Annotated in this window: 27 protein-coding genes; 1 reads left to right on the plus strand and 26 read right to left on the minus strand. The window is 46.0% G+C overall.

The annotated features are described in order from the left end of the window. The 18 genes from DEAC_RS08260 to DEAC_RS08345 all read right to left on the minus strand — a co-directional run bounded on the left by DEAC_RS08260 (position 1) and on the right by DEAC_RS08345 (position 14,747). Complete coding sequence (locus DEAC_RS08260; RefSeq protein WP_047809578.1) at positions 1-657, minus strand: hypothetical protein; 657 nt, start codon at positions 655-657, stop codon at positions 1-3. 16 nt (positions 658-673) lie between these two features. Further along, positions 674-1,234 (minus strand): putative phage tail protein, encoded by a 561-nt coding sequence (locus tag DEAC_RS08265; protein ID WP_047809579.1) that lies wholly within the window; start codon positions 1,232-1,234, stop codon positions 674-676. A gap of 11 nt (positions 1,235-1,245) precedes the next feature. Then, a complete protein-coding gene (locus tag DEAC_RS22130) occupies positions 1,246-2,322 on the minus strand; it encodes a baseplate J/gp47 family protein (RefSeq protein ID WP_083995983.1) in 1,077 nt (358 codons plus the stop codon). Next, entirely contained in the window at positions 2,309-2,698 is a 390-nt protein-coding gene (locus DEAC_RS08275) for a contractile injection system sheath initiator (RefSeq protein ID WP_047809580.1), read from the minus strand. Before DEAC_RS08275 ends, DEAC_RS22130 begins: the two co-directional genes overlap by 14 nt. Before the next feature lie 11 nt (positions 2,699-2,709). Continuing rightward, on the minus strand, positions 2,710-3,063 hold the full coding sequence (locus tag DEAC_RS08280; RefSeq protein WP_047809581.1) for a PAAR domain-containing protein: 354 nt from the start codon (positions 3,061-3,063) through the stop codon (positions 2,710-2,712). After that, the gene (locus DEAC_RS08285) at positions 3,063-4,298 is read right to left on the minus strand and encodes a phage late control D family protein (RefSeq protein WP_161796426.1); all 1,236 of its coding nucleotides are present in this window, start codon (positions 4,296-4,298) and stop codon (positions 3,063-3,065) included. Before DEAC_RS08285 ends, DEAC_RS08280 begins: the two co-directional genes overlap by 1 nt. Then, positions 4,180-4,938 carry a LysM peptidoglycan-binding domain-containing protein gene (locus DEAC_RS23830; protein WP_053006335.1) on the minus strand — a complete coding sequence of 253 codons (759 nt, stop codon included), beginning with the start codon at positions 4,936-4,938 and terminating at the stop codon, positions 4,180-4,182. Before DEAC_RS23830 ends, DEAC_RS08285 begins: the two co-directional genes overlap by 119 nt. Before the next feature lie 13 nt (positions 4,939-4,951). Further along, positions 4,952-7,462: a phage tail tape measure protein gene (locus DEAC_RS08295; protein WP_047809583.1), complete on the minus strand. Its 2,511-nt coding sequence runs from the start codon at positions 7,460-7,462 to the stop codon at positions 4,952-4,954. 136 nt (positions 7,463-7,598) lie between these two features. Continuing rightward, complete coding sequence (locus tag DEAC_RS08300; RefSeq protein WP_047809584.1) at positions 7,599-8,012, minus strand: hypothetical protein; 414 nt, start codon at positions 8,010-8,012, stop codon at positions 7,599-7,601. Between the two features lie 30 nt (positions 8,013-8,042). After that, positions 8,043-8,477 carry a hypothetical protein gene (locus tag DEAC_RS08305; protein ID WP_047809585.1) on the minus strand — a complete coding sequence of 145 codons (435 nt, stop codon included), beginning with the start codon at positions 8,475-8,477 and terminating at the stop codon, positions 8,043-8,045. After that, positions 8,452-8,760: a 4Fe-4S dicluster domain-containing protein gene (locus DEAC_RS08310; RefSeq protein ID WP_047809586.1), complete on the minus strand. Its 309-nt coding sequence runs from the start codon at positions 8,758-8,760 to the stop codon at positions 8,452-8,454. Before DEAC_RS08310 ends, DEAC_RS08305 begins: the two co-directional genes overlap by 26 nt. Beyond that, complete coding sequence (locus DEAC_RS08315; protein WP_047809587.1) at positions 8,757-10,145, minus strand: hypothetical protein; 1,389 nt, start codon at positions 10,143-10,145, stop codon at positions 8,757-8,759. Before DEAC_RS08315 ends, DEAC_RS08310 begins: the two co-directional genes overlap by 4 nt. 4 nt (positions 10,146-10,149) lie before the next feature. After that, entirely contained in the window at positions 10,150-10,638 is a 489-nt protein-coding gene (locus DEAC_RS08320) for a hypothetical protein (protein WP_047809588.1), read from the minus strand. A gap of 4 nt (positions 10,639-10,642) precedes the next feature. Further along, a complete protein-coding gene (locus DEAC_RS08325; RefSeq protein ID WP_053006336.1) occupies positions 10,643-11,272 on the minus strand; it encodes a phage virion morphogenesis family protein in 630 nt (209 codons plus the stop codon). Continuing rightward, a complete protein-coding gene (locus DEAC_RS22140) occupies positions 11,269-11,754 on the minus strand; it encodes a phage protein Gp36 family protein (protein WP_053006337.1) in 486 nt (161 codons plus the stop codon). Before DEAC_RS22140 ends, DEAC_RS08325 begins: the two co-directional genes overlap by 4 nt. A gap of 11 nt (positions 11,755-11,765) precedes the next feature. Beyond that, the gene (locus DEAC_RS08335) at positions 11,766-12,767 is read right to left on the minus strand and encodes a major capsid protein (protein ID WP_047809590.1); all 1,002 of its coding nucleotides are present in this window, start codon (positions 12,765-12,767) and stop codon (positions 11,766-11,768) included. 13 nt (positions 12,768-12,780) lie between these two features. Then, entirely contained in the window at positions 12,781-13,407 is a 627-nt protein-coding gene (locus DEAC_RS08340) for a hypothetical protein (protein WP_047809591.1), read from the minus strand. Between the two features lie 20 nt (positions 13,408-13,427). Next, on the minus strand, positions 13,428-14,747 hold the full coding sequence (locus DEAC_RS08345; protein WP_053006338.1) for a phage protease: 1,320 nt from the start codon (positions 14,745-14,747) through the stop codon (positions 13,428-13,430). A gap of 74 nt (positions 14,748-14,821) precedes the next feature. Here DEAC_RS08345 and DEAC_RS08350 point away from each other — a divergent pair, with 74 nt between their 5' ends. Further along, complete coding sequence (locus DEAC_RS08350) at positions 14,822-15,034, plus strand: KTSC domain-containing protein (RefSeq protein ID WP_047809592.1); 213 nt, start codon at positions 14,822-14,824, stop codon at positions 15,032-15,034. On the opposite strand, the gene DEAC_RS23240 is transcribed toward DEAC_RS08350, so the two are convergent. The 8 genes from DEAC_RS23240 to DEAC_RS08390 form a co-directional block, all read right to left on the minus strand. Further along, positions 15,031-15,207: a BC1881 family protein gene (locus tag DEAC_RS23240; protein ID WP_161796427.1), complete on the minus strand. Its 177-nt coding sequence runs from the start codon at positions 15,205-15,207 to the stop codon at positions 15,031-15,033. The genes DEAC_RS08350 and DEAC_RS23240 overlap by 4 nt on opposite strands. 95 nt (positions 15,208-15,302) lie before the next feature. Continuing rightward, the gene (locus DEAC_RS08355; RefSeq protein ID WP_152671371.1) at positions 15,303-15,524 is read right to left on the minus strand and encodes a hypothetical protein; all 222 of its coding nucleotides are present in this window, start codon (positions 15,522-15,524) and stop codon (positions 15,303-15,305) included. Between the two features lies 1 nt (position 15,525). Then, positions 15,526-16,689, minus strand: coding sequence for a minor capsid protein (locus DEAC_RS22145; RefSeq protein ID WP_161796428.1), 1,164 nt, complete (start codon positions 16,687-16,689; stop codon positions 15,526-15,528). Positions 16,690-16,721: 32 nt separating this feature from the next. After that, positions 16,722-18,095 (minus strand): phage portal protein family protein, encoded by a 1,374-nt coding sequence (locus DEAC_RS08365; RefSeq protein ID WP_242847112.1) that lies wholly within the window; start codon positions 18,093-18,095, stop codon positions 16,722-16,724. Positions 18,096-18,116: 21 nt separating this feature from the next. After that, positions 18,117-19,583, minus strand: a complete 1,467-nt coding sequence (gene terL, locus DEAC_RS08370) for a phage terminase large subunit (RefSeq protein ID WP_083995987.1) — start codon at positions 19,581-19,583, stop codon at positions 18,117-18,119. Between the two features lie 287 nt (positions 19,584-19,870). Next, entirely contained in the window at positions 19,871-20,455 is a 585-nt protein-coding gene (locus tag DEAC_RS08375) for a terminase small subunit (RefSeq protein ID WP_047809594.1), read from the minus strand. Between the two features lie 370 nt (positions 20,456-20,825). Beyond that, the gene (locus tag DEAC_RS08385; RefSeq protein ID WP_047809596.1) at positions 20,826-21,176 is read right to left on the minus strand and encodes a hypothetical protein; all 351 of its coding nucleotides are present in this window, start codon (positions 21,174-21,176) and stop codon (positions 20,826-20,828) included. 158 nt (positions 21,177-21,334) lie between these two features. Beyond that, complete coding sequence (locus DEAC_RS08390; RefSeq protein WP_047809597.1) at positions 21,335-21,736, minus strand: hypothetical protein; 402 nt, start codon at positions 21,734-21,736, stop codon at positions 21,335-21,337. Between the last annotated feature and the right edge of the window lie 6 nt (positions 21,737-21,742).

Below are 21,742 nucleotides of genomic sequence, written 5' to 3' on the forward strand. Positions count from 1 at the left end.
CTACACCCCCGTTATGCCGCCGGAAGCATAAATTTGATTGGCGACACTGGCTGTAACTTTAATCGTAATAGGCTGACCTGCAATAGCATTAAAACTAAATGGAACAATGGAATATTCTCCAACAGGACAAGCTTGAGCATTTAAGGCTGTATAAGTTTGTGCTCCCCCTACACTCGTATATCCGATTGTTATAGTAACGTTTGTTGCCGCTATAACTACCCGAAAAGACACTCTTGCTTCAAAGTTTCCATTTGCTGCAGGAGTATAGCTTGCTATTGTTTGTGCCGAAGTGCTTGTGATTTGCATCTCCTTTGCGCTTGCTACCTGGGATGACGCTACCGGAGCGCCGCTTACTGGCGCTGCGGCCACTTCGACTAAGCCTGTAGCGGATGACGTTGCATTTGCAGGCAATGGCACATTTCCAAGCTGAGAAACCGGAACATTACCGTTAGAGTCCAAAGTGGCTACTCCGCCAGCGGCTCCAAGTTTAGACTGAGGTACAGAGCCATTAGCTGCAGTCTGTGCTGCTACAACAGCATTGGCGTTTGCTTTCATTTGAGCATCAATAACATTCATATTGTTTGTTTCCAAAGTTACAAGATCAATCGTGTCATTGGGCTCAGGTTGTTGAAGGCCATAATTAGGAGTGCTCTTCATTTATAATTTTCACCCCTTAAGTAGGTAATTTTGTCGGTAAATCGCCATACGTTAACCCGCTGCTTGCGAGCTGAGCATAGGTGTATTTACCTGTAATATCCGAGTAGACATAATACATATAAGCGATTAGCATTTTTAAATGGGCTGGTGTTACGGACGTAAGTAATGTTTGCAGGTCGCCCATATTTGGCGGGATGCCTTTAAAGTCCGTGAATTTAATCGTGAATTGGTAATTGGGAAAGTCCTCATCAATTTCCGTTGAATAGCCATAAGCTGAGAGAATATTTTTTAGGGCAGCAGGCGTCGCGCCCTGGCCTGCTCTATTTTTCGCCATAACATTATTGCGTCGTGCTTGATCTGTTGCACCGTCAACAAGCCTTATGGCAAACTCAGATTCATAAGTCGGTATCGCCCATGTTGTCAACTGCATGAATAGCTGATTTTGTACGTCCTGGATCGCGGCGTCGAGATCATCAGATTGACGGCCAAGGGCTTTCAGGAATGCTCGCATAGTGACCGCATCGGCGCCAAAAAACGATGGGGGCAACCAACCAGCCATAGTATCATACCAAGCCATACCTTCCCTCCTTAATTGCCCTGCGTGATTGTTATTGTACCGGGAACAGCCATTTGCTCCTGGGTAAGTACGATATTTGCCGCTGGCGCTGAAAGAGAATAATCTAACACGCCTTGCACGCTCATAATGGCTTTAGTAATTCCTGAAACGCGCACCACATCACCTATCGACACGGAATTAAGGTGGTTTGTTATGGCTTCGAATACCACAGGCTGCAAGGTAGCAAATGTATAACCCGTTGCGGGTGTTATCGTTCCGGTAACATCCGTCGTATTTGCTGTTGGTGCCTTGACTTGGGCGTCTGCGCCGATCGGACGATTCGCGCTAATGACCGACTGTACTTGAGCCACTAAATCCGCCGAAGGAATACCGTTTGAGGCTATGACTACATCTACGGTTCCGTTGCCTCTCGCCAATGGGAATACCTGCTCGTTCGTAACTCCCGTAACTTGACTAGCCCAAACTTGATAGTCTCCGGGAGTTCCTCCATCTGCAGGATTTTGTATCGTATAGAGATACCTTGCGCGCAACTGATCATCTGTCTCTTCATCGACTCCTCCGGTTAAACCCCCAGCACCTACGGTGATCGTTTGTAATCCAGAAGGCGTCGGACCGACAATCCGAAGCTGTGTTCCCGCGGCCAAGTTTCCTGCAACACCAACTTTTGTACAGGTAACTTCTACACTTCCCGAGGTCCATCCAGAGGCTAAAGGTGTATCGGCGTTCGTCGTAACCGAAACGCTTCCGTCTAGCGTTGAAAAAGTTGTACCATCTAGAATATCCGTATTAACCGGACAAGGCGTAGTCCGTGTAAAAGAGATAGATCCTGTCGCTGCTGAACCTAACTTTCGTGTTATCCCTCGCTCTCCAACCCTCAAATCCAGGAAAGGACCCTCGCTGGAAGCCACAAAGAACAGCTCGACTAATAATTCAAGCATGTACCAATGTGTATAATAACCTCGCGCTGCTACATTGATCATTGTTTGAATCTGTGATCCACTTGAAAAGTCTGTAGCGACAGAACCATTAGCAACCATGTCGGCTTGAAGTTCTTGAACGATCTGGTCATAAGTCTTATACACCGACATTCACCTCTTTTTGCAAAATCCCCGTGGTACCATCATTTGCTGTCCAAAGCATTGCGAACAGTACAGAGCGAGTTGCCGGGTTTGGTGTAACTGTGACTTGAACATCCGCAATACGACTATCACCCATTAGGCATGTTCTAGCTGCTACCGTTGCCTGGCTTATCCAGTTTTGATTCACTGGCTTAGAAAGCATGTCGAAGACCGTATTTCCATAACTCGGGTCATAAAAAAGAGCACCCATTCGGGTACCCCATCGGCGTTCTAAGGCTTGCTGTAAATTTTCTAATCCTGACACTGTGGCAACGTCACTTGTCGCTGTGACCTGCCAGTCCTGATTCGTCGTTTGAGCGATATCAGTTCCAAATATGTCTGCCAATCTTATCCCTCCTATCCAGAAGTGACCTTACTTGAACCGCTTGTAATAGTTCCTTGGCCGGTTTGTATGTTCACTTGAACGGCATCTCCAACACGAGCCACTGCAGCACCACTACCGGCCAGCTCGACGAGAGGGCCACCTTCTTCCTCAGGCATCGGAAAGCGATTCGTAATCACCGGACGGTTAAGATCTCCATTAATGAAAATAACTAAAACCTCAACACCCTCTGCTGGTAGATATACGCAAGAATCTGCCAACGTTGTCTCAAAACGTGCCTCAGGTAGATTCACTTTCGCCTGATAATTTCCACTGAGCGTCGTTACTACCCCACGCTGTGGATAATATTGAAACGGGTCTATTCTCATTAAATCGTCCCCTTTGGTACATAACTTCCGCTAGTCACATCGTACTTATCTTTATTGTAAAGATCCTGCTTGTACTGATCTGCGTCATCCGGGCGGATATTGGTTCCCGAAATTGACACCGTATACCCGCTTTGCTTTCCGTAAGTGTGTTTAGCTTCCTCAATATAATACGGGCTAGAGAAGCGACCAGCATCAACAACCTGAATCTTTTTCTCTGCTATGTACAGAGGATTACCTGGGAGGTTGTTAAAGGTGCAGGTAATGGCCTGCCGTGAATATTCATGCAGGAAGTTAGCCGCCAATTGATTTGCTATGGCGGGTGTCGTTGCCTTAGAATCAGTCATTACCTTTTCAACGATTTGACCGCCCATAGAACTAATCAATTGATCATTTTGCGCACTGCCCTGAATAAGTTGCTTCTTATAATAATGGAGGACGGTTACCTTGTTATATACGCCAACACCACTATCATCGAAAGACATATCATCTGTGGATAATCCTAAACCGATCACGGAAAGCGTATCAACGATATTGTCATCGCTCTCTTGCCGCGGACCAAAGTACAGCTCAAGATCCTTCGTAACATAGCAAACGAAGCCCTCACGTGCCGCGCAGGTTTGAAGCGCCTCCCACTCCTGCTTGGATTGATACACGTCGCTTGTTACCGGAGTGCTCGTGGGAGTAATTATAGGCTTAAGATTGTACTTTTCCGCAAAATAATTGGCAATATCGCTTGAAACCCAGTTTGTAAAAGCATAGCTATTTTGGGTGTCAATCATCGGAGCCGAATAATCGCGGCCAATAATCTCCACAATTTTACCGTTCTGCCTTCCCCACTTAGGTTGTACTCCATCAATCATGCCAGTGTGAACATGAGTTAAATCGCTAAGATACCATTTGGCTGGATTGTCGACATAACCGTAATAGACCTTGACCTGCTGTTTCTTCCGGAACCAGTCTGATTTTAAATCATCGTTAGTAATCGTGACGTTAAAGGTGTCAGCTGCCATATAAAGCGTGTTATCCACGTCACTCTCATTAATATCCTCCGGCATGACAATTTGACCATCTACTTCTACAATGCAGCGTGGTTCACCCATTACAAAGCACCTCCAATTAAACCGGAATAGCGCCTCCAGCAGCGAATCGAGCAGCATTTTCCTGGGACTGTAAATAATTAATTCCGGCAGCCGTGACAGTGGCTGTCTGACGAGTTGTATAAGCGGAATTAGCACTCTGCTGATTTGTTGACGTAGACGGAATGTTTAATACTTGCCCCACGTTGATAACATTAGGGTTTGACAATTGATTAGCCTTCGCAATAGTATTAACCATTGTCGCTATATCGTTGGCCGAAGCACTACTTCCCAAAGTCCTCTGAGCAATCCCCCAAAGCGTATCTCCCTGTTTAACCGTGTAGGTTTGATCCATGTATTGAGCAATGGATTCTGTGCTCGTAGTCGCTGGAGGAGTTTGAGCAGGGAGAGTTGTCGTTGTCGTTTGTTGCTGTGGAGCGTTATATCCGGACTTTGGCGGGATAATAATAAGATCAATGGTATAGTCAACGCGATCATCACGGATATATTTAGGCTGAAAAGAATCAATCCTTACTTCTCTCTGAATAGGTCCGTAGAGGAGAGTTTGTGGCAACCCTTGGTCCATCAAGGATTCAATAGTTTCCGCTTGTGTCCATGCATCACTGGTAACGATGGACCCGGAAAACGATAGCTTCTTTTCATCGATTCCTAAATCCTGATATGTCGGCGTATCGGACGTTTCAATCTTGTTAATCTTTCGTACGAAATCGAAGTCTAAACTCTCTTTAGGAGACAAGGCGAATATATAGCTACCTATCGCTAAACTAACCAAAGCCAATCATCTCGCCTCCTCATCTCGTTGGTTGTAAAGGAAGTGCTGATCGATAATACTTATCCTGTGTATTTCTGATCTCCCTCGCTGCCCCTTTAGGATTCGTCGAAGAAACATTGTAATTATGAATGATCTGAGTCGGCGCGTTTCCTCCGTGGCCTCTACTGCCAAATGAACCGACTGACGCAGTACGTCCAGACATCCTCTTAGCCGCGGCTTCGGCTCTCGAAGAATTATTATCAATTCCGTTCGCAAGGCCTTGGACAATATTCATCCCATAACCGGCAAAGACAACGGATGGCGAATGAATGCCAAGGAAAGACTTGAATGGACCGGCAATATACTTACTAGCAAAATTACTTATTCGGCCTCCGATCCAACCCGCGAAGTTAGTAATCCCTTGCCAAAGTCCTTTTACTATATTGCCGCCCCAATCAACCGCTTGATGCCAAAGGTTTGAAAACGTGTTGCCAATATTTGACGCAAACTGTTTCATCCAGTTCCACACTACGCCTATTACGGCGCTTACTTGCTTCCAGTGAGTAATCATAAGTATAATACCCGCAACAAGCGCCGCGATGACCACAATGACAATTCCGATTGGATTGGCTGTCATAGCTGCATTTACGAGCCATTGCACTGCCGCCCATGTTTTACTCGCGGCTGCGACTGCTAACTGAGCCGCTTTTACTGCTACAGTTTTAACCGCATTGGCCGCCATTGCAAGAGTTGATTTACCGATACCTAGCGCAAGCTGGCCAACTGATTTTGCTGCACTCAAGGCATTCGAGCCAAAGGTCTTCATAGCACCACCTGCAGTTTTTAGAGTGGATAAGCCTTTGCTTCCGACCATCGTACCTAAGCTTTTAATGCCTCCGCCAACTATTCCAGCGCCTTTTTTAATACCCCCCCAGCCCTTACCGGCAATTCCTCCTATGCGTTTAATTAATGGGGATGAATCCTCAAGACCCGCAAATAAAGATGTTAACCTTCCTGCTCCAAGCTGGCGAAATTCAGAGTAAACTTTTCCCGTATTAGAGATTCCCTTACCGATCTTTAAACCGCCTTTTACAACACCCGCTATTCCACGGCCAGCTCCGAATAATTCTCTGAGAGGTGCACCAACAGCAATCTTAGCAATGCCGCTTCCAATCTTAAAAGCCGCTAAGCCTCCCCATATCTTAGCCAAAGTTTCAACGAGTCCTTTATGCTTATCAATAAAACTCTGGAATTTCGGGAGTTCCTTGTTTAGAGCAGCAAAATCGTTTGTAAGGGACGGGAGAAGCATAGTTCCTACTTGACGGCCAAAGTCTTCGAGAGTAGAAATGAATGTCGTGAATTGTTGGCTGACCTTCCCTTTGTTTATATCAACACTCTGATCAATAGTTGGAACTTTCGCCATTTGCTGTTGCATCTGAGCAAAGTATTGTGGGTTTTGCGCTACAGCTGAAGCGATAGCCTGACCCTGTTGGCCAAAGACACGCGTCATTAATGCATTGAACTGCTCTTTATTTCCCATCTTCTGATAGGTTTGTCCTAGAACGCTAAAGATCTGGCTAGCACCAACTAGATTCCCTTTCGAGTCGTGAAAGACGTCGCCTGTTATGCCCGCGACATTCCCCTTTTTGTCGTACGTAGCCCCCTTAAGCCAACCCATTTGCGCAAAAGCATTTACAATAGGTTTACCCATCATCGTACCCATATGGCTCATTGGATTTAATCGCTGGAAGAAGTCCTTAAGATTCGTCCCCCCCATCGAACCCTCCAGCCCATAACGAGCTGCAAGCCCCTGGGTAAGCATAATATCTGACGGCGTTAAGCCCTGAATAGTTCCAACCATATTAAAATATCGCGAACTGTCCGATAACGTCCCGACATTCGAATTTGTAACGGTTGCGATACGGTTAACCTGCTCCGCCAATTGTTTTACTTTTGCGGGGTCCATAGCAATTTGCAACTGCTCCGTCATCTGCGCGAACTGTTTTGCTGTCGTCTGCGGATCGGCACCGTTACGGTTTGTCTCAAGCTCTGAAAGGTAAGTAGCAGTTGTTCCGACATTCTGAATTTTGTTATAATCCATCCCTGCCTGAGTTAATGCCTGATCAATGCCGAGTATTTGTCCAGTGTTAAACCTCGTATTTCGCATTGTGTTCTGAGCTTGGCTAGTAAGGTTATTCACTTGCCCATCTGTCATCCCGGTAAGCTTAAGCTGCATCTGTGTATCCTGCACACCCGCCGCCGCCTTGACAGCCCCAACAAGAGGAGCTGCCATGATGGCGCCAGTTATCAGATCATGGGTACCGGATTTGACCAGCTTATCCATAGCGTCCTGTGCAGATTTTAATTTGCCACTGACTTTATCAAGTCCCGAAATAGCACCATCAAACCAAGAGCCTCTATTTGATGCGGCATTCATCGTGTTTATTTGTGTCTGTAATGTCTCAACTTGTCTTGCAGCCTGCTGGATAGCTGGAGCCATCTCGTTTACGGCCCTAATTACCATAGATACTGTAAAATCCGCACCGGCCATTATCACCCCTCCTCACCTTCCAGATGTATCCACAACAAAACCGCCCTCATATAGAGAGCAGCTTTACTTCTAGGTACGTCTTAATCTTTGTTTAACTCATCTTGCAACCAAACAAATGACTCCCACATAGCCTCTTTTAGATCGCTGTTGAGGCTGAGCCATCGGTCGATGGAGCACTGGCAAGGCTTTGCGAGCTGAACCCATCTGTAGAGGTCGAGTTCCCGAGCAAAAAAGCTGCTTTCTCCTTTGCATCCGCCATTTTTGCTTCTGTCATACCGAACATTTCAGAATGAACAGCTTGATAGTACTGAACATCCATATCGTTCCATTCGTTAAACAGATTTTTATAGTTGGGATCTGGAACTTTCCCATCAACCTCCGTTACGACTTTCGCCTGAACGTAGAGATTAATCAGTAAGCTACCTGTAACAACGTTATCCTGATCCATTGGAACCATCTGAGTGACATTCATCCGGTCTAAACCTGTTGGATTTCGAAATTTAATAACTTTCCCTGATGGTAATGTTAAGGGTCCATAAACTTGCGACATGATCTTTTCCTCCTTGGTTTTGTTTAATAGTTACGCTTCAATAAGCCCTTCCGCTTTAAACGAAAGGTTGCTCTCCACTACGCCTTTACCTTGCTTGATAGAAAGGGCGGTTTTATCAATAATGACACCTGTGAGCTGATATGTCCCGTTCAATCCTTTGTCTGGCGCGTTAATAGTGGTTGTAATTACAAACCGGGGACTCGCCGGGATGTTCTGTCCTGGCTGCAAATTGCCAGTTCCCACAGTGGCCGCTACGATGTTCATATCCAACCAGCCTCGTTTAAGCGTCCCATCAAGAGTGATATCGCCATCCAATAAGATAGGCATCCGACTGTTGAGGGTTTGATAGGTCTCCACTGCATTAGCAATGTTAATATCAACCTCTTGCCACTCACCGGCAAGCTCTGGGCCATTAGGACCCATTACACTAGCAGAAACGTCATGACCCTGTACTGGTCTGTTCATGCTGTTCCTCCTCTCTGTTCTGTTCGGTACTTAAATCTTCTTGATATTTAGGTTCTTTAATTTCCTCAGGCTCCTTAAGCCCATCAGATTTTTTAACTTCCGCAGGCTTTTTTTCGGCTTTAATTAATCCTATCGGGCAAGCAGAAATACAAAGTCCGCACTCAATACAGCCTTCTCCGATAACAGCTTTACCATCATTAATTGCAATTGCGTTTGTCGGGCAAACGCCAGGACGGACGCATTTCCCACAGCCTGGACAGTGCTTAAGAATAGTTACGCTCATGATGAACTCGCCCCGCTCCACTGCGCAATGTAGTTATCAATAAAGTCAGCCGCAAATAACGGTTGAACGCTTATTGAAGTAACAACCCGGCGCTGATTATTTGAATCGCGATAAGCCGTCGTTGGCTGATAATCAGTAATCTCTTCATTTTTCGTCTTGGCCGTCAAGAGGTGATTATCAATCCATGTTGCTAACTGCTGAGGTAACTTTGGATCCGTGCTCGATTTTGCCCACTGAGTTCCAATATAAATTTCAGTTTCAAGCTTATCGAATTCACGGCGAACGTTGATCTGCGACCAATCGTCACTGCTGCCATCCGTCGGCATCACAAACATATTCACGCCATTTCGGATAACAAAATCACCGGTTAGCAGATCGAGCGTAATCGGGCTTACTCGTGCCTTCGTAAGATCGAAAACGTCGTCATCGTCATATGCAATCTCCAAACTGGATAATCCTTGAACAACTTGATTCGATGGGCTTTCACACGCCAGGATATTCGAAAGCACACCGGCATAATGGCCGTCCGTAGCAACCACTACACCCGACAAATCGTCAAACGTCCCCCAAGGCGATGCCATAATCCCACGTAATCCCTGAAGGCTTGCCATGGCTGTAACTGTAGCTATCTTGGCCTGACCGCTTGGCATATTAAGAACTGGGAAACACAGACCATTTGCGACGTTTGTGTTGGCTCCCATCGCAAGAAGAGCAGCCTGTATCGTTGCACTGGACTGTTGCGCACACAAAACAATGTGCACCGGCACATTCGAGAGGGCATTAAGGCCAGTGACATAATCCGAATCTTGCGTAGTGGCTCCGTCATCCCCGCCAGTTAACGGTGTCGCGCTAATGGGTACCGGCAATGCATTTGCTCCTGATGCCGCAGCTACACTTACATTCGAGTCAACAACCGTATTTAAGTTGGTTAGCGTAAGATTGTCATAGATCTGCGAAGTGCCGTCTGCAATGACAATTAACTTAACCGTACTCGGAGCTGTTCCTGCCTGCCATGACACTGAGATTGGTTTAGTCCCAGGGTACAACGCAGTAACAACAACCGAAGGCTTACTGGTTGAGTCGTTCGTCGTTAACGACGCTTTCGCTGCGGAAGCTCCAGCGATACGTATTACGGTCACATCTGCACTCTTGTTTTGTTTATAAATTCCATGTAATGAAAGCCAGCCGGTTAATCCTGCTGTATAACCGCCAAAAATATCTTTGAATGACTGTTCAGCATAAGCTCGAATAGGTACCCCTACAGGTCCCCAGCTAAACGTCCCAACCAGACCGATGCTTCCCATGCTTACATTCGGCTGCTGGTTCGTTGCTTGCGGTTTCTCGATAAGATCTATTCGAGGCACCACATATTGTGGTTCTTGCATTGGCTTAACCTCCTATCGTCATAATTTCAGTAAAATCAAGTTCTTCCATCGGCTCAGACGGCGTAATGGATCGTGTACGAGGTCCATAATACGTTACTTCCCATACGGCTTCACCAAGATGAAGAACCTCAGTTTGGCTCGCATTGACTGTCGCGAACTCCCATTCAGAAAGAAAGCTATCGTCAAGCAGTCCTCCTAATCTTGGGGTGTCTGCCGTAAGAAGTAATCGTATTTCCTCGGCCAAGGCGCGAATGCGGGCTTCTCCATTCTCAGGGTCCATATCCTGAAGGCCAATACCAATATGAATTTTAGCGTCCACTTCGTCATCGTCATTGGTATAGGGTTTGAAGTTTTGTTTGGGAACCCAAACACTACATGTCGTTTCGAGACCAGGAATCATACCCTCGACCTTATGAAAGGTTATTATAGGCTCAGGCAACAACGTATCCGCTTGGATAGCCGCTGTGATCGCATTAAGAATATCATCAAGCATTTAATCACGTTCCTTCTCGGATATAGGCCATCGTTAAGCGCTCGATCACGGCAATATCTTCAAGTTGAATTGCGAGGTACGGGCGAGCTGGAATTTTGCGTTCGGGAATATTCGCAGAGCGCCGGATAATAGTACCGTTTGCCGTTGGGATCACTAGCGCTTGCTTATCCTTCGGCTTAATCGTAATCGGCCCAATCGTGCCCCCGAGCTGATGAATGCGGGCATAAGGGAGAGAGGAACCAATCACAACACTGGAGTCTGTTACCTCTCCAAGAACAATGCTCTGACGCAGCTCTCCGCTCTGGACCAGTATCTTGTGGCCGCCTACGTCCTTCTCTACTCTTGAAGACTCAATGCTCCGCTTTGTTGATTCCTTTTTCGCACTCTGCCATCTCTTCGTACTCTGTGCTTTTTGAACAGCCGAAGCTTGATAAGACGCAGCCGTCTTTGCACTAAGCGGCTTCCATTTTGGTCGACCTTCCATTGCAAAGTTCTCATGAACCGAAGCAATTAAAGCAATTCCAATACGACCCATAAGCGGACTTAGACGAACGCCACGGACGGCCATTGACTCCAAAACGTTTTGAACCGTGTCAATGCCTTTTGCCTCAATCTTGATCTCAACATTACTCACGGCCATTCCCTCACATTCGAGAGGGGCGATTGAGTAGCCCAGTCAAACTGTTTTAAACGCCCTTGAACGCGTTGGTTGGGATGAGGTGTTGTCGAAGCAATCGCCCGACGCATTTCAGGAGCATCCGGCTGCTGTTTTACTACATTTTCAAAATCATCCAGGGTGGAATTTTCCAGAACATACTCCAGGTCCGACTCCGCGCGCTTGCGATAGACTTCAGCCATCGGCGTATTTTCTCTGTAATTCACGCCAGAAAAATGCGTCTGACAAAGAAGCGCAGCGGCCATATCTGCCGCAATTGAGTTAATGATCGGCGGTACCGGATCTTCCAAAGGTACAACATAATGAGGCTGCAACAAGTTGTTTAGTCTTGCTACAGCCTTATCGATAAAGGTTTGAACGTACGAATCTGTAAATATCGTTGGTGATGCTTGAAAGAGCTTATTCAGAGCCGTTACGTCTGAAGGTACACAATAGGGCATATTTACCCCTCCTAGCTAGCTGTACCGCTAATGTACCAGTTCGGGTGATGAACACGAGGCAAACCATTGATGCCGACAGTAACATCCACGAAAGGATTTTTCTCATTTGCGGATTTGTCTTCAATAGCTGAGAACTTACCCGGCTGAGGATTATCCATGCCACCATTCTGAAGCGCAAGAGTTGTACAGAAGTCCATACCGACCTCATTGCCTTTGCCAACGCCAACAAAACTACCCGCCGGTAAGAATTGAGTGAACGCTTTACCATCCGGGCTATACCCTTCAGCGTATACCTCAAAATTCACCTCTGGGAACAAAAGATGGAGTGCTTTAGAAATATTAGAAGCAGACAGGTTAGTCGCATAGACACTTTGCTTCAACATGTCCATTAAGGTTGCGTTGAGAGCAAGGGCTTTAGCCACTTGATGGCTTAGATAGATGGTATCAAGAACAGCACCCGTACCGAAAAAGAGCTCTTGAAGTGCCGCGATATCCTGGGCTATGTTTTGTTCAGGGTTACTAATCCATGGCAGTGTGACTTTGTTGCTATTGGGGATCTTCATATCCACGGTGTAGTTTACGCCATTGTCGTTGACCTGGACTTTACCATTCACCAAAGCAGACCAGCGCAGTTGCTCAACGCGAGTATCCAGCCGAGTATTAAGCTCTGTAGCACGTCGCATCACACGAAGCCGTCCGGCACGCTCGTTGTACGTACCTTCTTGTCGAGCATAGAGTAATTCTTCCTCATTGAGGCGATAGGTCTCACGCCAGTATCCTGTCGCATAGTCGCGGACGGACTGGCCGGTTAGCGTTGCCACCTTCGGCTCGGCGTTCAAAGCGTGCGGCGGTGTGATGCCGTAGGTTGCGTTGATTACGTCGACCTGAATGCGTGCAGCATAAGCCGAAACAACCGGGCAGAATTCCATGCCTCGGTATTTTGTCGGATCTGTAATGATGTTACGGACGATATGGTTAATTTCCTGAGTTGTTGGGAACGTCAAGTTTGGCATTGTTTACCCCTCCTTATACCACTAAAATGTTATCCGCGACACCGCCGATGGTGTAGGGAATGGACCGAGCCTTGAGATCGCTTAGGGCAATCGAATCAACTCCGACAAGCTGCGATTGAATAAACTTCCCGGCTACATAAGCGTTGGAAATCTTATTAGCAGCCGCATCCATGACCACATCGGCCAGGATCGCAAGCGCTTTTTGAGATCCGTCAGAAACATAAAGCCAATCGTTTGCAGCCAGAGCCGCAGTCAATTCGGTTTGTACAGTGATATTATCGCCGTTAATCGCAGTAATTGTCCCAAGGGCCTGTACTGCTCCCGTTGTTGAGCTCATTGCAGAAACTGTTTGTCCTAATTTAAATTTGCTACCGGTGTTAACCGCTACAGCAATGACCTGAGGATTTGCAGGAGCAACCGCTGCGGGAACAGTCGTACGAAGAACCGGGCGGAATAATCCATCTGCGGTACCCGCTCCAAGGATAGTTCCTTTGTCTAGATCGCCGGTATTGGGGGCAATCGTCACCGTAATTCGATCTTTGATGTGATGATCTGCATTAAGGATAATCTGCTTATCCGAATACTGCAGGCCGTCGACTTCTCCAGGAACCGCTGGATTCCAATTTTCTGTCCAACTCATTTGTTATACCTCCTTCAAGATTAGGCCAGTTTATAGTGGCCTTTTTCATCAACCGAGTACCCAAGCTCAGTCATGGTTTCGTCTGCCAGCTTCTTTACAGCCTCAGGGGAATCAGCCGGGGGCGGCGTGGTCTGCTCTCCTACTTGGGACAACTTAATGCGACTGGCTTCTGGAAACGCATCCAGAGAGGCATAGATCTGTTCGGAAACAGAAACTGTCTTCTCTGCCCCTTTTTCATCCGCCAGCTTGATAACCTTTTCGCCGTTATCAGATAACAAGATGAGGCGATATTGTTCCAGCACAGCGGGGGGAATACCCTTTGCTGTATACTCAGCCAACCTGCGCTCCACTTCTGCTGTCCGAAGCTGGAATTGCGTAGTAGCAAGTTGAAACTGCATTTCTGCTAATTTAACTTGCTCAGCCGTTTGCGTAGGTGGCGTCGCGGCCGCAGGAATTCCTCCAGCGGGGGGCGTAACATCTTCCGGCTTTTTACCTGTAAAAAAGTCAGCAAGCTTTCGTAAAAAACCATTGGTTTCTTTTTGTTGATCCAGTAAATCTTTCATCTCTTCTCCCATTTTTGGCTTTACCTCCTCATAATCAAGATAGAATGTGTCTGGCGGATCTGCCAGAGCCCGTGCCTCGGGTAAATGGGTTAGAAAAGGCTCATTCGTGAGAGCTAATGCTAAAAGCACTGCGCCTTTGAATGAGCCATCTTCTTTACTTTGATAATTTTCTTCGTATTCGGGGCTTGCGTACTTAAAGCGTCCATTCCGGACTGCTTCTACGACTTGCGGGTTTGTCGGATCTGCCAGAGCGTACAGCACGTCTCCTTCTTGTTGGAGATCTTGAATCCATCCCTCGGACGGAACGTCACCCCAAGTATCGCCGGTTCCTTTGTTGTGACCAATTCTCACAAACGGATCTCGACCAATTGTTTTGTCTTTAAAGTTTCGAACCATATCGTCAAACGTTTGCTGTGACATCTTAAGTACTCCATATTTGGGATGCTTCCATTCTCCGATTCGCCCGACTGGTATTTTCATCGGCCGCATATCGCTGAATTTCCGAGTAGTATCGACGCCAACTCCCAGCTCTTTCGCAGCACCTTTAAGCTTTCCGAAAGCTTCTTCCTTAGCGGACGCCGGTATTTGAGTCTGATCTAATCGTGCAAGAGCATCTTTCACATGAGCTTCATTGGGCTTTCCATCTGAATCTTTGTATGGTAGATGTCTTAAACTTCGCGGCGTGGTCTTCCCTTCAGAATCCTTCTTCCCGCCAGGTGAGATATGGGCAAATGACGAATCAGGCAGCTTGTCTACATATTCTTTTGACCATAACAATCGAATTTCAACTCCTTTCGAAAGGTTTTGTCCTCCTTCTATGGAATTATTAACCACAAAAGGAGGTGAGCACAGTGCAACGTCAATACGTAAATTCCACAGATATTCGTTCTATAGGGTACGACACGTTATACACAACACTTGAAATCGAATTCAATTCTGGCGGCGTATATCAATATACAGGAGTATCAAGCGCCACTTACCAATTACTGATGACAGCATCGTCTCATGGAAAGTTCTTTCACGCTAATATTAAAAATAAATATCCGACAACAAAAATTCGCTAATCCCAAATAACTAAAATAACAGCAGGGCCACTTTTAGGGATACTATCAATTCTCTCAGACTCAACTCTGACCTCAAATTCTTGATAGGGCTCTGCTGTTATTTCTTGGACTGCTTCACGATTACGCAGTTCATCGACCAAGGATTTTGTTGATATTTTACTTAAATCCGGCATAATTATCACCACCTCTTTACTTATGATGCCCATCTTTTCTGGCAAATTAAAAGAGCCGCCTTTTGGCGACTCTTCTTAATCAAATATGCAATTTATTATTGAACAAGTTTCACATCCAATGGCCCAACAAGCGCTTGATTTACATCACTGCCATCAGATGAAACAAACTCAATCAAATACCGTAGGGGTGGCTGAAAAACTTCGAGAACAGCAGCGCGTGTTCCAGGTGCATATGTAATGACTACACCATCGCTTTTCACAACTACGTCTTTTGTAATTTCCACCACATCAAACTCCCGGATACCCACTCTGCTCACCTCATTTCTTAATATACGCCGATATATAACGAGGTACTCCGGTATACTTAAATCGTGGATCTGCCCCGCTATCGACATTCCAAGCTGTAACTAGTTTAACCGGACGCCCTTTAAGATCGGGTACGACCATAACTACCTCATACATAGTCCCATAAGTATTCGATGACTTTTCTTTCGCCGGAAAATTGGGCAATTGTTTTCGTATAAATCTAATAAAATCATCGCTATTACTCTCGTTATATCCTAACAAACGATCAATTAATAAAGCCTTATGTGTACCTACTGGATGTAATTTATTTAAAGTATATCCAGTAATTTTGTTACGGTCAATAATAACTTTGTCATAGTTGATTAGCGCATTTGCATTGTGGGGCTTTACAGCATCAAATACCCTACCAGATGCCTTAGACACATCGTCAGAAACCCATCCTTTAGGCAGCGGCGCAACATTTGACCAATCCAAAGCCTCTGGAGTCATTAGCTGTGGCTGAAGTGAGCTGAACACTGGAGATAATACACAGCGACATCGCCCATGAACTGGAGGAGTATCGGCCCCTATCTCATCTATAGGCGCTATCAGCCCATTGCGGCTAGAACATATGCTACAGGTTCGCCCGTCCATAACGGCTCGATACTGAACGTAGTCCACACCATTACCTCGATACTGCATCAGCCGGCCATGGTTGTAAGCATACGTCGTTTCCGTCGTAACAATAAGGCTAGCACGGTTCATATTGGTCTGTAACAGGTCAGCTATTTGTTGTTCAGCCTGTGGCCTGGTAAGCTCTCCTGTTAGGTGCCCTAGCAATACCGCCTTGACCTGGGAAACAATACTGCTTTCGACGTCACCGGCAAGCGCAATGGAGCGATTTTGTAACACCTTAATAGCGTCCTGGGGGGTAAAGTCCTTCCCCGCCGAGAAGATAATCCTCGGAAGGTCTGCCAACTTGCGGACTTTAAGGCGTTTGCAATCTTCGTCCGCATCAGCTTGGCCCATCGCGAAAGACATCGCTGAATGCTTAGCAAGAATTGACGACAAGCGCTGACCAACGCCCGTAATGTGAAATCCGTGAATAACATGTTCATCACCCCCCATCGAGATCTGAGTGAATGCTGTATGCAACCAGCGATCATAATCACTCAAAAAATGATATTCGCTATCCATCAAGCGCTGTTTGATGTTGCGTTCCCATTCGTTCATACCGGCGCCCCCTGAACAGCTCCGAGTTCTGGAATATCCGGCTGAGGCTTAGCAGAACCGGCAGTTTTGTCTTGCCCTGGTTCCCCGCGTGCGTAATGATTGTACTGTCCCATGAGTGCAGCCGCTTTACTCGGATCTGGCTTAGGGTCTAACTTACGTTCCGGAAAGCCGAGAGATCCGCGAACGTGGTCAAAATCTTCTTGGTGAGTAGCATCCAAGTAGCCCGCATTAGTCATCTGCATAAAAATACCAGCGATCACGTTTCGGTCTGTTTCGCTCATTTCACGTTCGGGAAATTCACCGTAATTTTTCTGAGGTCCAAAGTTCATCTCAATGAGTGGCCGCACAAGCCATTCCAAGAGTGTTTCAGTTAACCGTTTATAAATGCTGTCGAGCATCATACCATACATGTCAAAGTGTGCTTGGCCAAGAGCATAGGAACCGGAATTCTGGCCTTCTTCGAACAAAAGTGATGGCACAAGCATTGAACGAAAAATAGCTCGGTTAAGATAACTAATAATCCCGGTAAATGCCTCGCCAACGCCTGCCCCGGTTCCGGTTAACGTTTTAATGTCAACCTTCTGGTCGCCAGTTCCGCTTCCCATAGCTAAACCAGTACCGCTTTGAATATTCGTAAGCAGCCGAGCCATATAGTCAATCTGCTGAATGCGGTTTTCAGATCCGTCATCGTTATACGGTTTATCTGGATCCCGAATATCATCGTTCGGGACCATAGCCGCAATTAGCGGTGTACCAAATTTATCGACCGCATTCACCCACATTTTAAGCACCGGGTCCTTTAAGAGCCAATTCTTCCGTGCTGCTCTCAGCTGAGAAGTCCCATACCAATTGCCGAACCTCATGTTATGGCTATAAACAATACACTTATTTTTGGGAATCTTGACTGGAGAACCCGCAAACCAGCGAAACTGGGTTATCGGTTCATCTTGATCCAAGCGACCTGTTTCTTTGTCGATATTGAAAAACACTGTTCGGGGATGATATGTGGCAATGTAATCCCAGCGCATTTTAGCCCCATCAGGTTTATACACGATCTCTGAACCGCTGTAACCAGCCCAAATAGCACTAAGAATATCGGCAACTGTCTCAACGAGCGTTCCTCGCATACCCTCAAAAGACTCATTGATGAACGTTTCTATTTGCGGGTTTGACTCATTCCTGTACATATCGAGCTTATTCAGTGTCGATAAGATCATAAACTCGATACCTGCGGCAACGGTTTCATCCGAGTCAAGCATCCTCTCGTATTCAACTACATTTGCGCTGTCTGGGTTAGCGATGGCCTTGTCAAACAGAATAAACGTTGTATAAAGCTGTGAGCCGATCTGCCCGACTATCTTACTTGGCACTGCCAATATCCATCGCCTCCTTTACCAATTAATCTGACTGGCCGCTGATTGACCAACAACACGGGCTACTAGACTGATACCGTTAGGTGCTACCGCTGAGAATGCATCCGACGAAGCGTCCACGTCATCATCGTGAGCACCATCGGGGAATGATTCTAACTCGGTAAAATAGGCCTCATTCCATGGTCCTGCTAAGATTAAGACGTTTCCAGCTTGCCATTGTGATGAAAACGGCTCTGCGCGGGTTATTTTGTCACCAGAGACAGGTTTTGCTTTTACTGAATAGCCCGCTAGAAAACTAACGTATGATTCTGCCTGTTCTTTCCCTGCTTGCCCAGGATCCTGAGGCAATCGAATTTTAGTACCCGGATATCTAAAGTAATCGGCACCGGCAGTATCTTTTACCTTTTTGCGCACGTCATTGGACTTCCAGCGGCCGTTAATCACATCAAGCACAATATATCTTCCATCATCCAATCGCCCTATCAGAACGCCAGCCGTGGCATCTGGCGAAGGATTTTCTGGAGTTGGTATACTGGCTGCTAAGTCCCAAGCTCGGCATATTCTTACGATTCTTCCAGGAACGGAAGTAACTATTGTAGCCTGCTCACGCTTGAAATACATACCTGCTGAAGGCTTGATCTTCCAGTTACCAAACAGCAATCGGCCTTTTTCCACGGAAGACAAAGCGTTAAGATTTGCCAAGTATCCGGGATCCTGTTCGAGTAAGATCTTGTTGTCATGGATCGAAGAAGCTATGAACGTGAAAGACTTTGTATCTTCAACTCTTACGCCATAGTTCTCTGCTAACTCTTCGCGTCTATCTGCCCATAAGACTTCATCGTTAATGACAATAAAATACCGGATAACGCCTGAGCGCTCCGGTATCGGATAACCATTATCATCAATCCACCAATCAATGAACTCACCAACCCATGAATCCGCTTCAGGGTTTGTTGTAGCCCTTATATAAGGCTTAACACCGCAGGTTGAACGGTTCCGAGAAAGCATGTAAAAAAACTGCTTTTTTGTAAAGTGAGTTAATTCATCGAAGCACAAAAGGGGGACCTGACTGCCTTGCCATCCGTGAATATCTGCCTCGTACTGCAAGTGAGCAAAAGACACTTTAGCGCCTGTCGGGAAGACCATGACAGGCCTTGGTGTTAGCTTTGGTTCAGCGCCCTTTAACGGGTAAAGCTCGCAAGCATTATCCCACAGGCCACCTTCAGTCATGATCTGGTTTGAATTCCTCCGGAATATCACTGAACCAAAACGCGGATTATCAGTATGGCGCAGATTCTCAAGCAGTAAGGCATACGTCTTACCGCCGCCTGCAGCCCCGCCATATAAAGCAATGTCCGCAGTCGTGTTCAAGAACATCTCCTGCGGACCGGGTTGCGGTTTGAATTTATTTTCTTTCTCTTTTTCCTGCTCGCTAAGCTCAAGCAATTGGAGTAATTCGGTTTCTTCTTGTGATGATAATGCCATTTATGACACCTCAAACTCTGGCAACAAAATAAACCCAAGTAATTTACTTGGGTCCGATAATGGCCACTATGTAAAGTAGCGTAATCATCGAATCCTGATCTAAGGCCGTATTCCTTCAAATTGGACGGTTTTAGTGTTTTTGATAAGTTAAAATAACAGCCAGTTTTAAGTGTTTCGGCAAGCATAAGCGATCTCATGTTACCTCTGAATTACTCTATTTTACTCTACTTCTTGACTGCCTATTTGAAGACATTTAAGGCTTAAAGTCCACGCAGGAAATACATTTTTTATTCCTCACGCTTGTCTATTAGCTCCTTGATTCGTTGCTCTCGCTGCTCGGTTGTCATGGCCTCAAGCTGTATTGGCCCACCATCTTTGCCGGTAAGTTCTTTTCGTTCGATAAACATGCCAAGATGCTTACCAAGTAGCTCTAAGGCTTTGTTTTTATCGCTAAAGCGTATTTCTCTTTCTACTTCTACGCCAGCTTTTGTTTGTTTAGTCTTAACTTTTATTGCTTGAATTGCTGCAAGGTCATCTTCTGATGCTCCATCTATGATGCTCCCATCTTCAGCCACAACTCTTGCAGGGTTCGCTAAGGCTATTCTAGCTAGTTCCCTTACTACTACCTCAGCATTAACGCCTGTGCGTTTGGATCGTTCTGCAAGGGCAATATCTACGTACGCACGAACGTTAAGTTTCGATAAGTTCTCGCAACCAATTTCCTTTGCTGTGTCCGGTGAATACCCAGCCCTAATCGCCGCAGCAGTCGCGTTCAAATCAATCAAATATTCTTCGACAAAACGTTGTTGCTTTGGGGTTAATGGTCTAAGCTTAGTCGTACTCTCGACTTGCTGTACTTCATTTTTTTCCATACCCCATCACCTCAACTCGAACTATAATTAATTCCTCTATTTGTTCGCATCATCATATCATAAGCCCTAAACTTTGGGCTCTCCTCGTACAGCTCATCCAGTATTGCCCGGACCGAGCAACTCGCATTCTTCCAGTTTTCACAGTTACCGCAATTAACGGCAGCCCCTTTTCTCTTTGGCGTAAAACCCACGCACGAAAAAGCCTGTTCGCCCATCCTGCAATCACCCGCCTTAACAAATAGAAAAGGCGCTCCTTTCGGAACGCCTATAAATAGACATGAAAATAGCCCTTCTGATTTCCCACAGAAGGGCGTACTGTATACGTCAAGTATAGCATATTTTATCAACTTTATGCAAGTGATTACACAGGTTATTGCCCAAATGATTTAAGATATTCTGGTAAATCCTTTTTAGGTTTCTTATGTTTTTTCCCCGACTTGCTCCCGCCACCATGCTCCACGGCTCCTGCCATCGCCTTATACGGCTCTTTCGAAATAAGATCATCTGAATGATGTTTATAATACTCCTCCCATCGCTCATCCTCGTTCATTCGCGAGAATCGTTCAAACCACGTTTCTCTGATGGATGGGATATTTATGCCAAGATCCTTTGCTAGTTCACTTTCAGATAGTTCTTCTTCTGGAACATAGGCGCAAATTTTATCTCGATCATCCCAATAGGCACAAAGTTTACAATCTGTCCAGTCATTAGGGCAATCCATGTTCTATCACCTCTTACTTATCCACACTTAAACTCACAGGTTGTCCACAGAGTTATCAGCAGTTTATCCACAAGCACTCCATCCACACACTGGGCAATGAACGCATCCTGATTCGTGGATCAATTTATTGCCGCAACATTGGCAGGTGTTGTTATCGCTCATGATTTTCTCCTCCGAACAAAATTACTCGGTCTTCCCCATTCGTTATCTTCACATCTCTCACATATCTCAGGAATATCGTTTCCTAGTGGCCTATTGTTGCAGTTTTCGCAAACCATCAAAGTGGGATCAATTTCTTGTACCTTCAGCTCCCACTCATTCTCCATCGACATAATAAACTTCATCGCCATAGCAGCTACTTGCACCGCCTCGGATCGCATATTTTTAACGTCCGGGTTACGTTTCTTCACTTCATCCCAAAGCTCATCAAGTTCCTCAAGGATGACTCCGTATCCCTCATGTCGTGAATTAAACAAAGGCCATTTTGTCATGGTTTTTTGAAGTTCTGTGCAAACGTCGGAAACTATTTTTGCACCATCACCCGTTACTTCGAAATGCATTATTTC

This window comes from Desulfosporosinus acididurans, assembly GCF_001029285.1.
In the GTDB taxonomy this organism is placed as follows: Bacteria; Bacillota; Desulfitobacteriia; order Desulfitobacteriales; family Desulfitobacteriaceae; genus Desulfosporosinus; species Desulfosporosinus acididurans.

What these genes read in the sequence shown, in the direction of transcription:
- DEAC_RS22140 (WP_053006337.1), bottom strand. Translation starts at nt 11,754, where the DNA reads ATGCCCTATTGTGTACCTTCAGACGTAACGGCTCTGAATAAGCTCTTT.
- DEAC_RS08305 (WP_047809585.1), bottom strand. Translation starts at nt 8,477, where the DNA reads ATGAACAGACCAGTACAGGGTCATGACGTTTCTGCTAGTGTAATGGGT.
- DEAC_RS08375 (WP_047809594.1), bottom strand. Translation starts at nt 20,455, where the DNA reads ATGGAAAAAAATGAAGTACAGCAAGTCGAGAGTACGACTAAGCTTAGA.
- DEAC_RS08340 (WP_047809591.1), bottom strand. Translation starts at nt 13,407, where the DNA reads ATGAGTTGGACAGAAAATTGGAATCCAGCGGTTCCTGGAGAAGTCGAC.
- DEAC_RS08335 (WP_047809590.1), bottom strand. Translation starts at nt 12,767, where the DNA reads ATGCCAAACTTGACGTTCCCAACAACTCAGGAAATTAACCATATCGTC.
- DEAC_RS08390 (WP_047809597.1), bottom strand. Translation starts at nt 21,736, where the DNA reads ATGCATTTCGAAGTAACGGGTGATGGTGCAAAAATAGTTTCCGACGTT.
- DEAC_RS08385 (WP_047809596.1), bottom strand. Translation starts at nt 21,176, where the DNA reads ATGGATTGCCCTAATGACTGGACAGATTGTAAACTTTGTGCCTATTGG.
- terL (WP_083995987.1), bottom strand. Translation starts at nt 19,583, where the DNA reads ATGGCATTATCATCACAAGAAGAAACCGAATTACTCCAATTGCTTGAG.
- DEAC_RS08280 (WP_047809581.1), bottom strand. Translation starts at nt 3,063, where the DNA reads ATGAGAATAGACCCGTTTCAATATTATCCACAGCGTGGGGTAGTAACG.
- DEAC_RS08265 (WP_047809579.1), bottom strand. Translation starts at nt 1,234, where the DNA reads ATGGCTTGGTATGATACTATGGCTGGTTGGTTGCCCCCATCGTTTTTT.
- DEAC_RS08310 (WP_047809586.1), bottom strand. Translation starts at nt 8,760, where the DNA reads ATGAGCGTAACTATTCTTAAGCACTGTCCAGGCTGTGGGAAATGCGTC.
- DEAC_RS08320 (WP_047809588.1), bottom strand. Translation starts at nt 10,638, where the DNA reads ATGCTTGATGATATTCTTAATGCGATCACAGCGGCTATCCAAGCGGAT.
- DEAC_RS22145 (WP_161796428.1), bottom strand. Translation starts at nt 16,689, where the DNA reads ATGGATAGCGAATATCATTTTTTGAGTGATTATGATCGCTGGTTGCAT.
- DEAC_RS08300 (WP_047809584.1), bottom strand. Translation starts at nt 8,012, where the DNA reads ATGTCGCAAGTTTATGGACCCTTAACATTACCATCAGGGAAAGTTATT.
- DEAC_RS23240 (WP_161796427.1), bottom strand. Translation starts at nt 15,207, where the DNA reads ATGCCGGATTTAAGTAAAATATCAACAAAATCCTTGGTCGATGAACTG.
- DEAC_RS22130 (WP_083995983.1), bottom strand. Translation starts at nt 2,322, where the DNA reads ATGTCGGTGTATAAGACTTATGACCAGATCGTTCAAGAACTTCAAGCC.
- DEAC_RS08295 (WP_047809583.1), bottom strand. Translation starts at nt 7,462, where the DNA reads ATGGCCGGTGCGGATTTTACAGTATCTATGGTAATTAGGGCCGTAAAC.
- DEAC_RS08260 (WP_047809578.1), bottom strand. Translation starts at nt 657, where the DNA reads ATGAAGAGCACTCCTAATTATGGCCTTCAACAACCTGAGCCCAATGAC.
- DEAC_RS08315 (WP_047809587.1), bottom strand. Translation starts at nt 10,145, where the DNA reads ATGCAAGAACCACAATATGTGGTGCCTCGAATAGATCTTATCGAGAAA.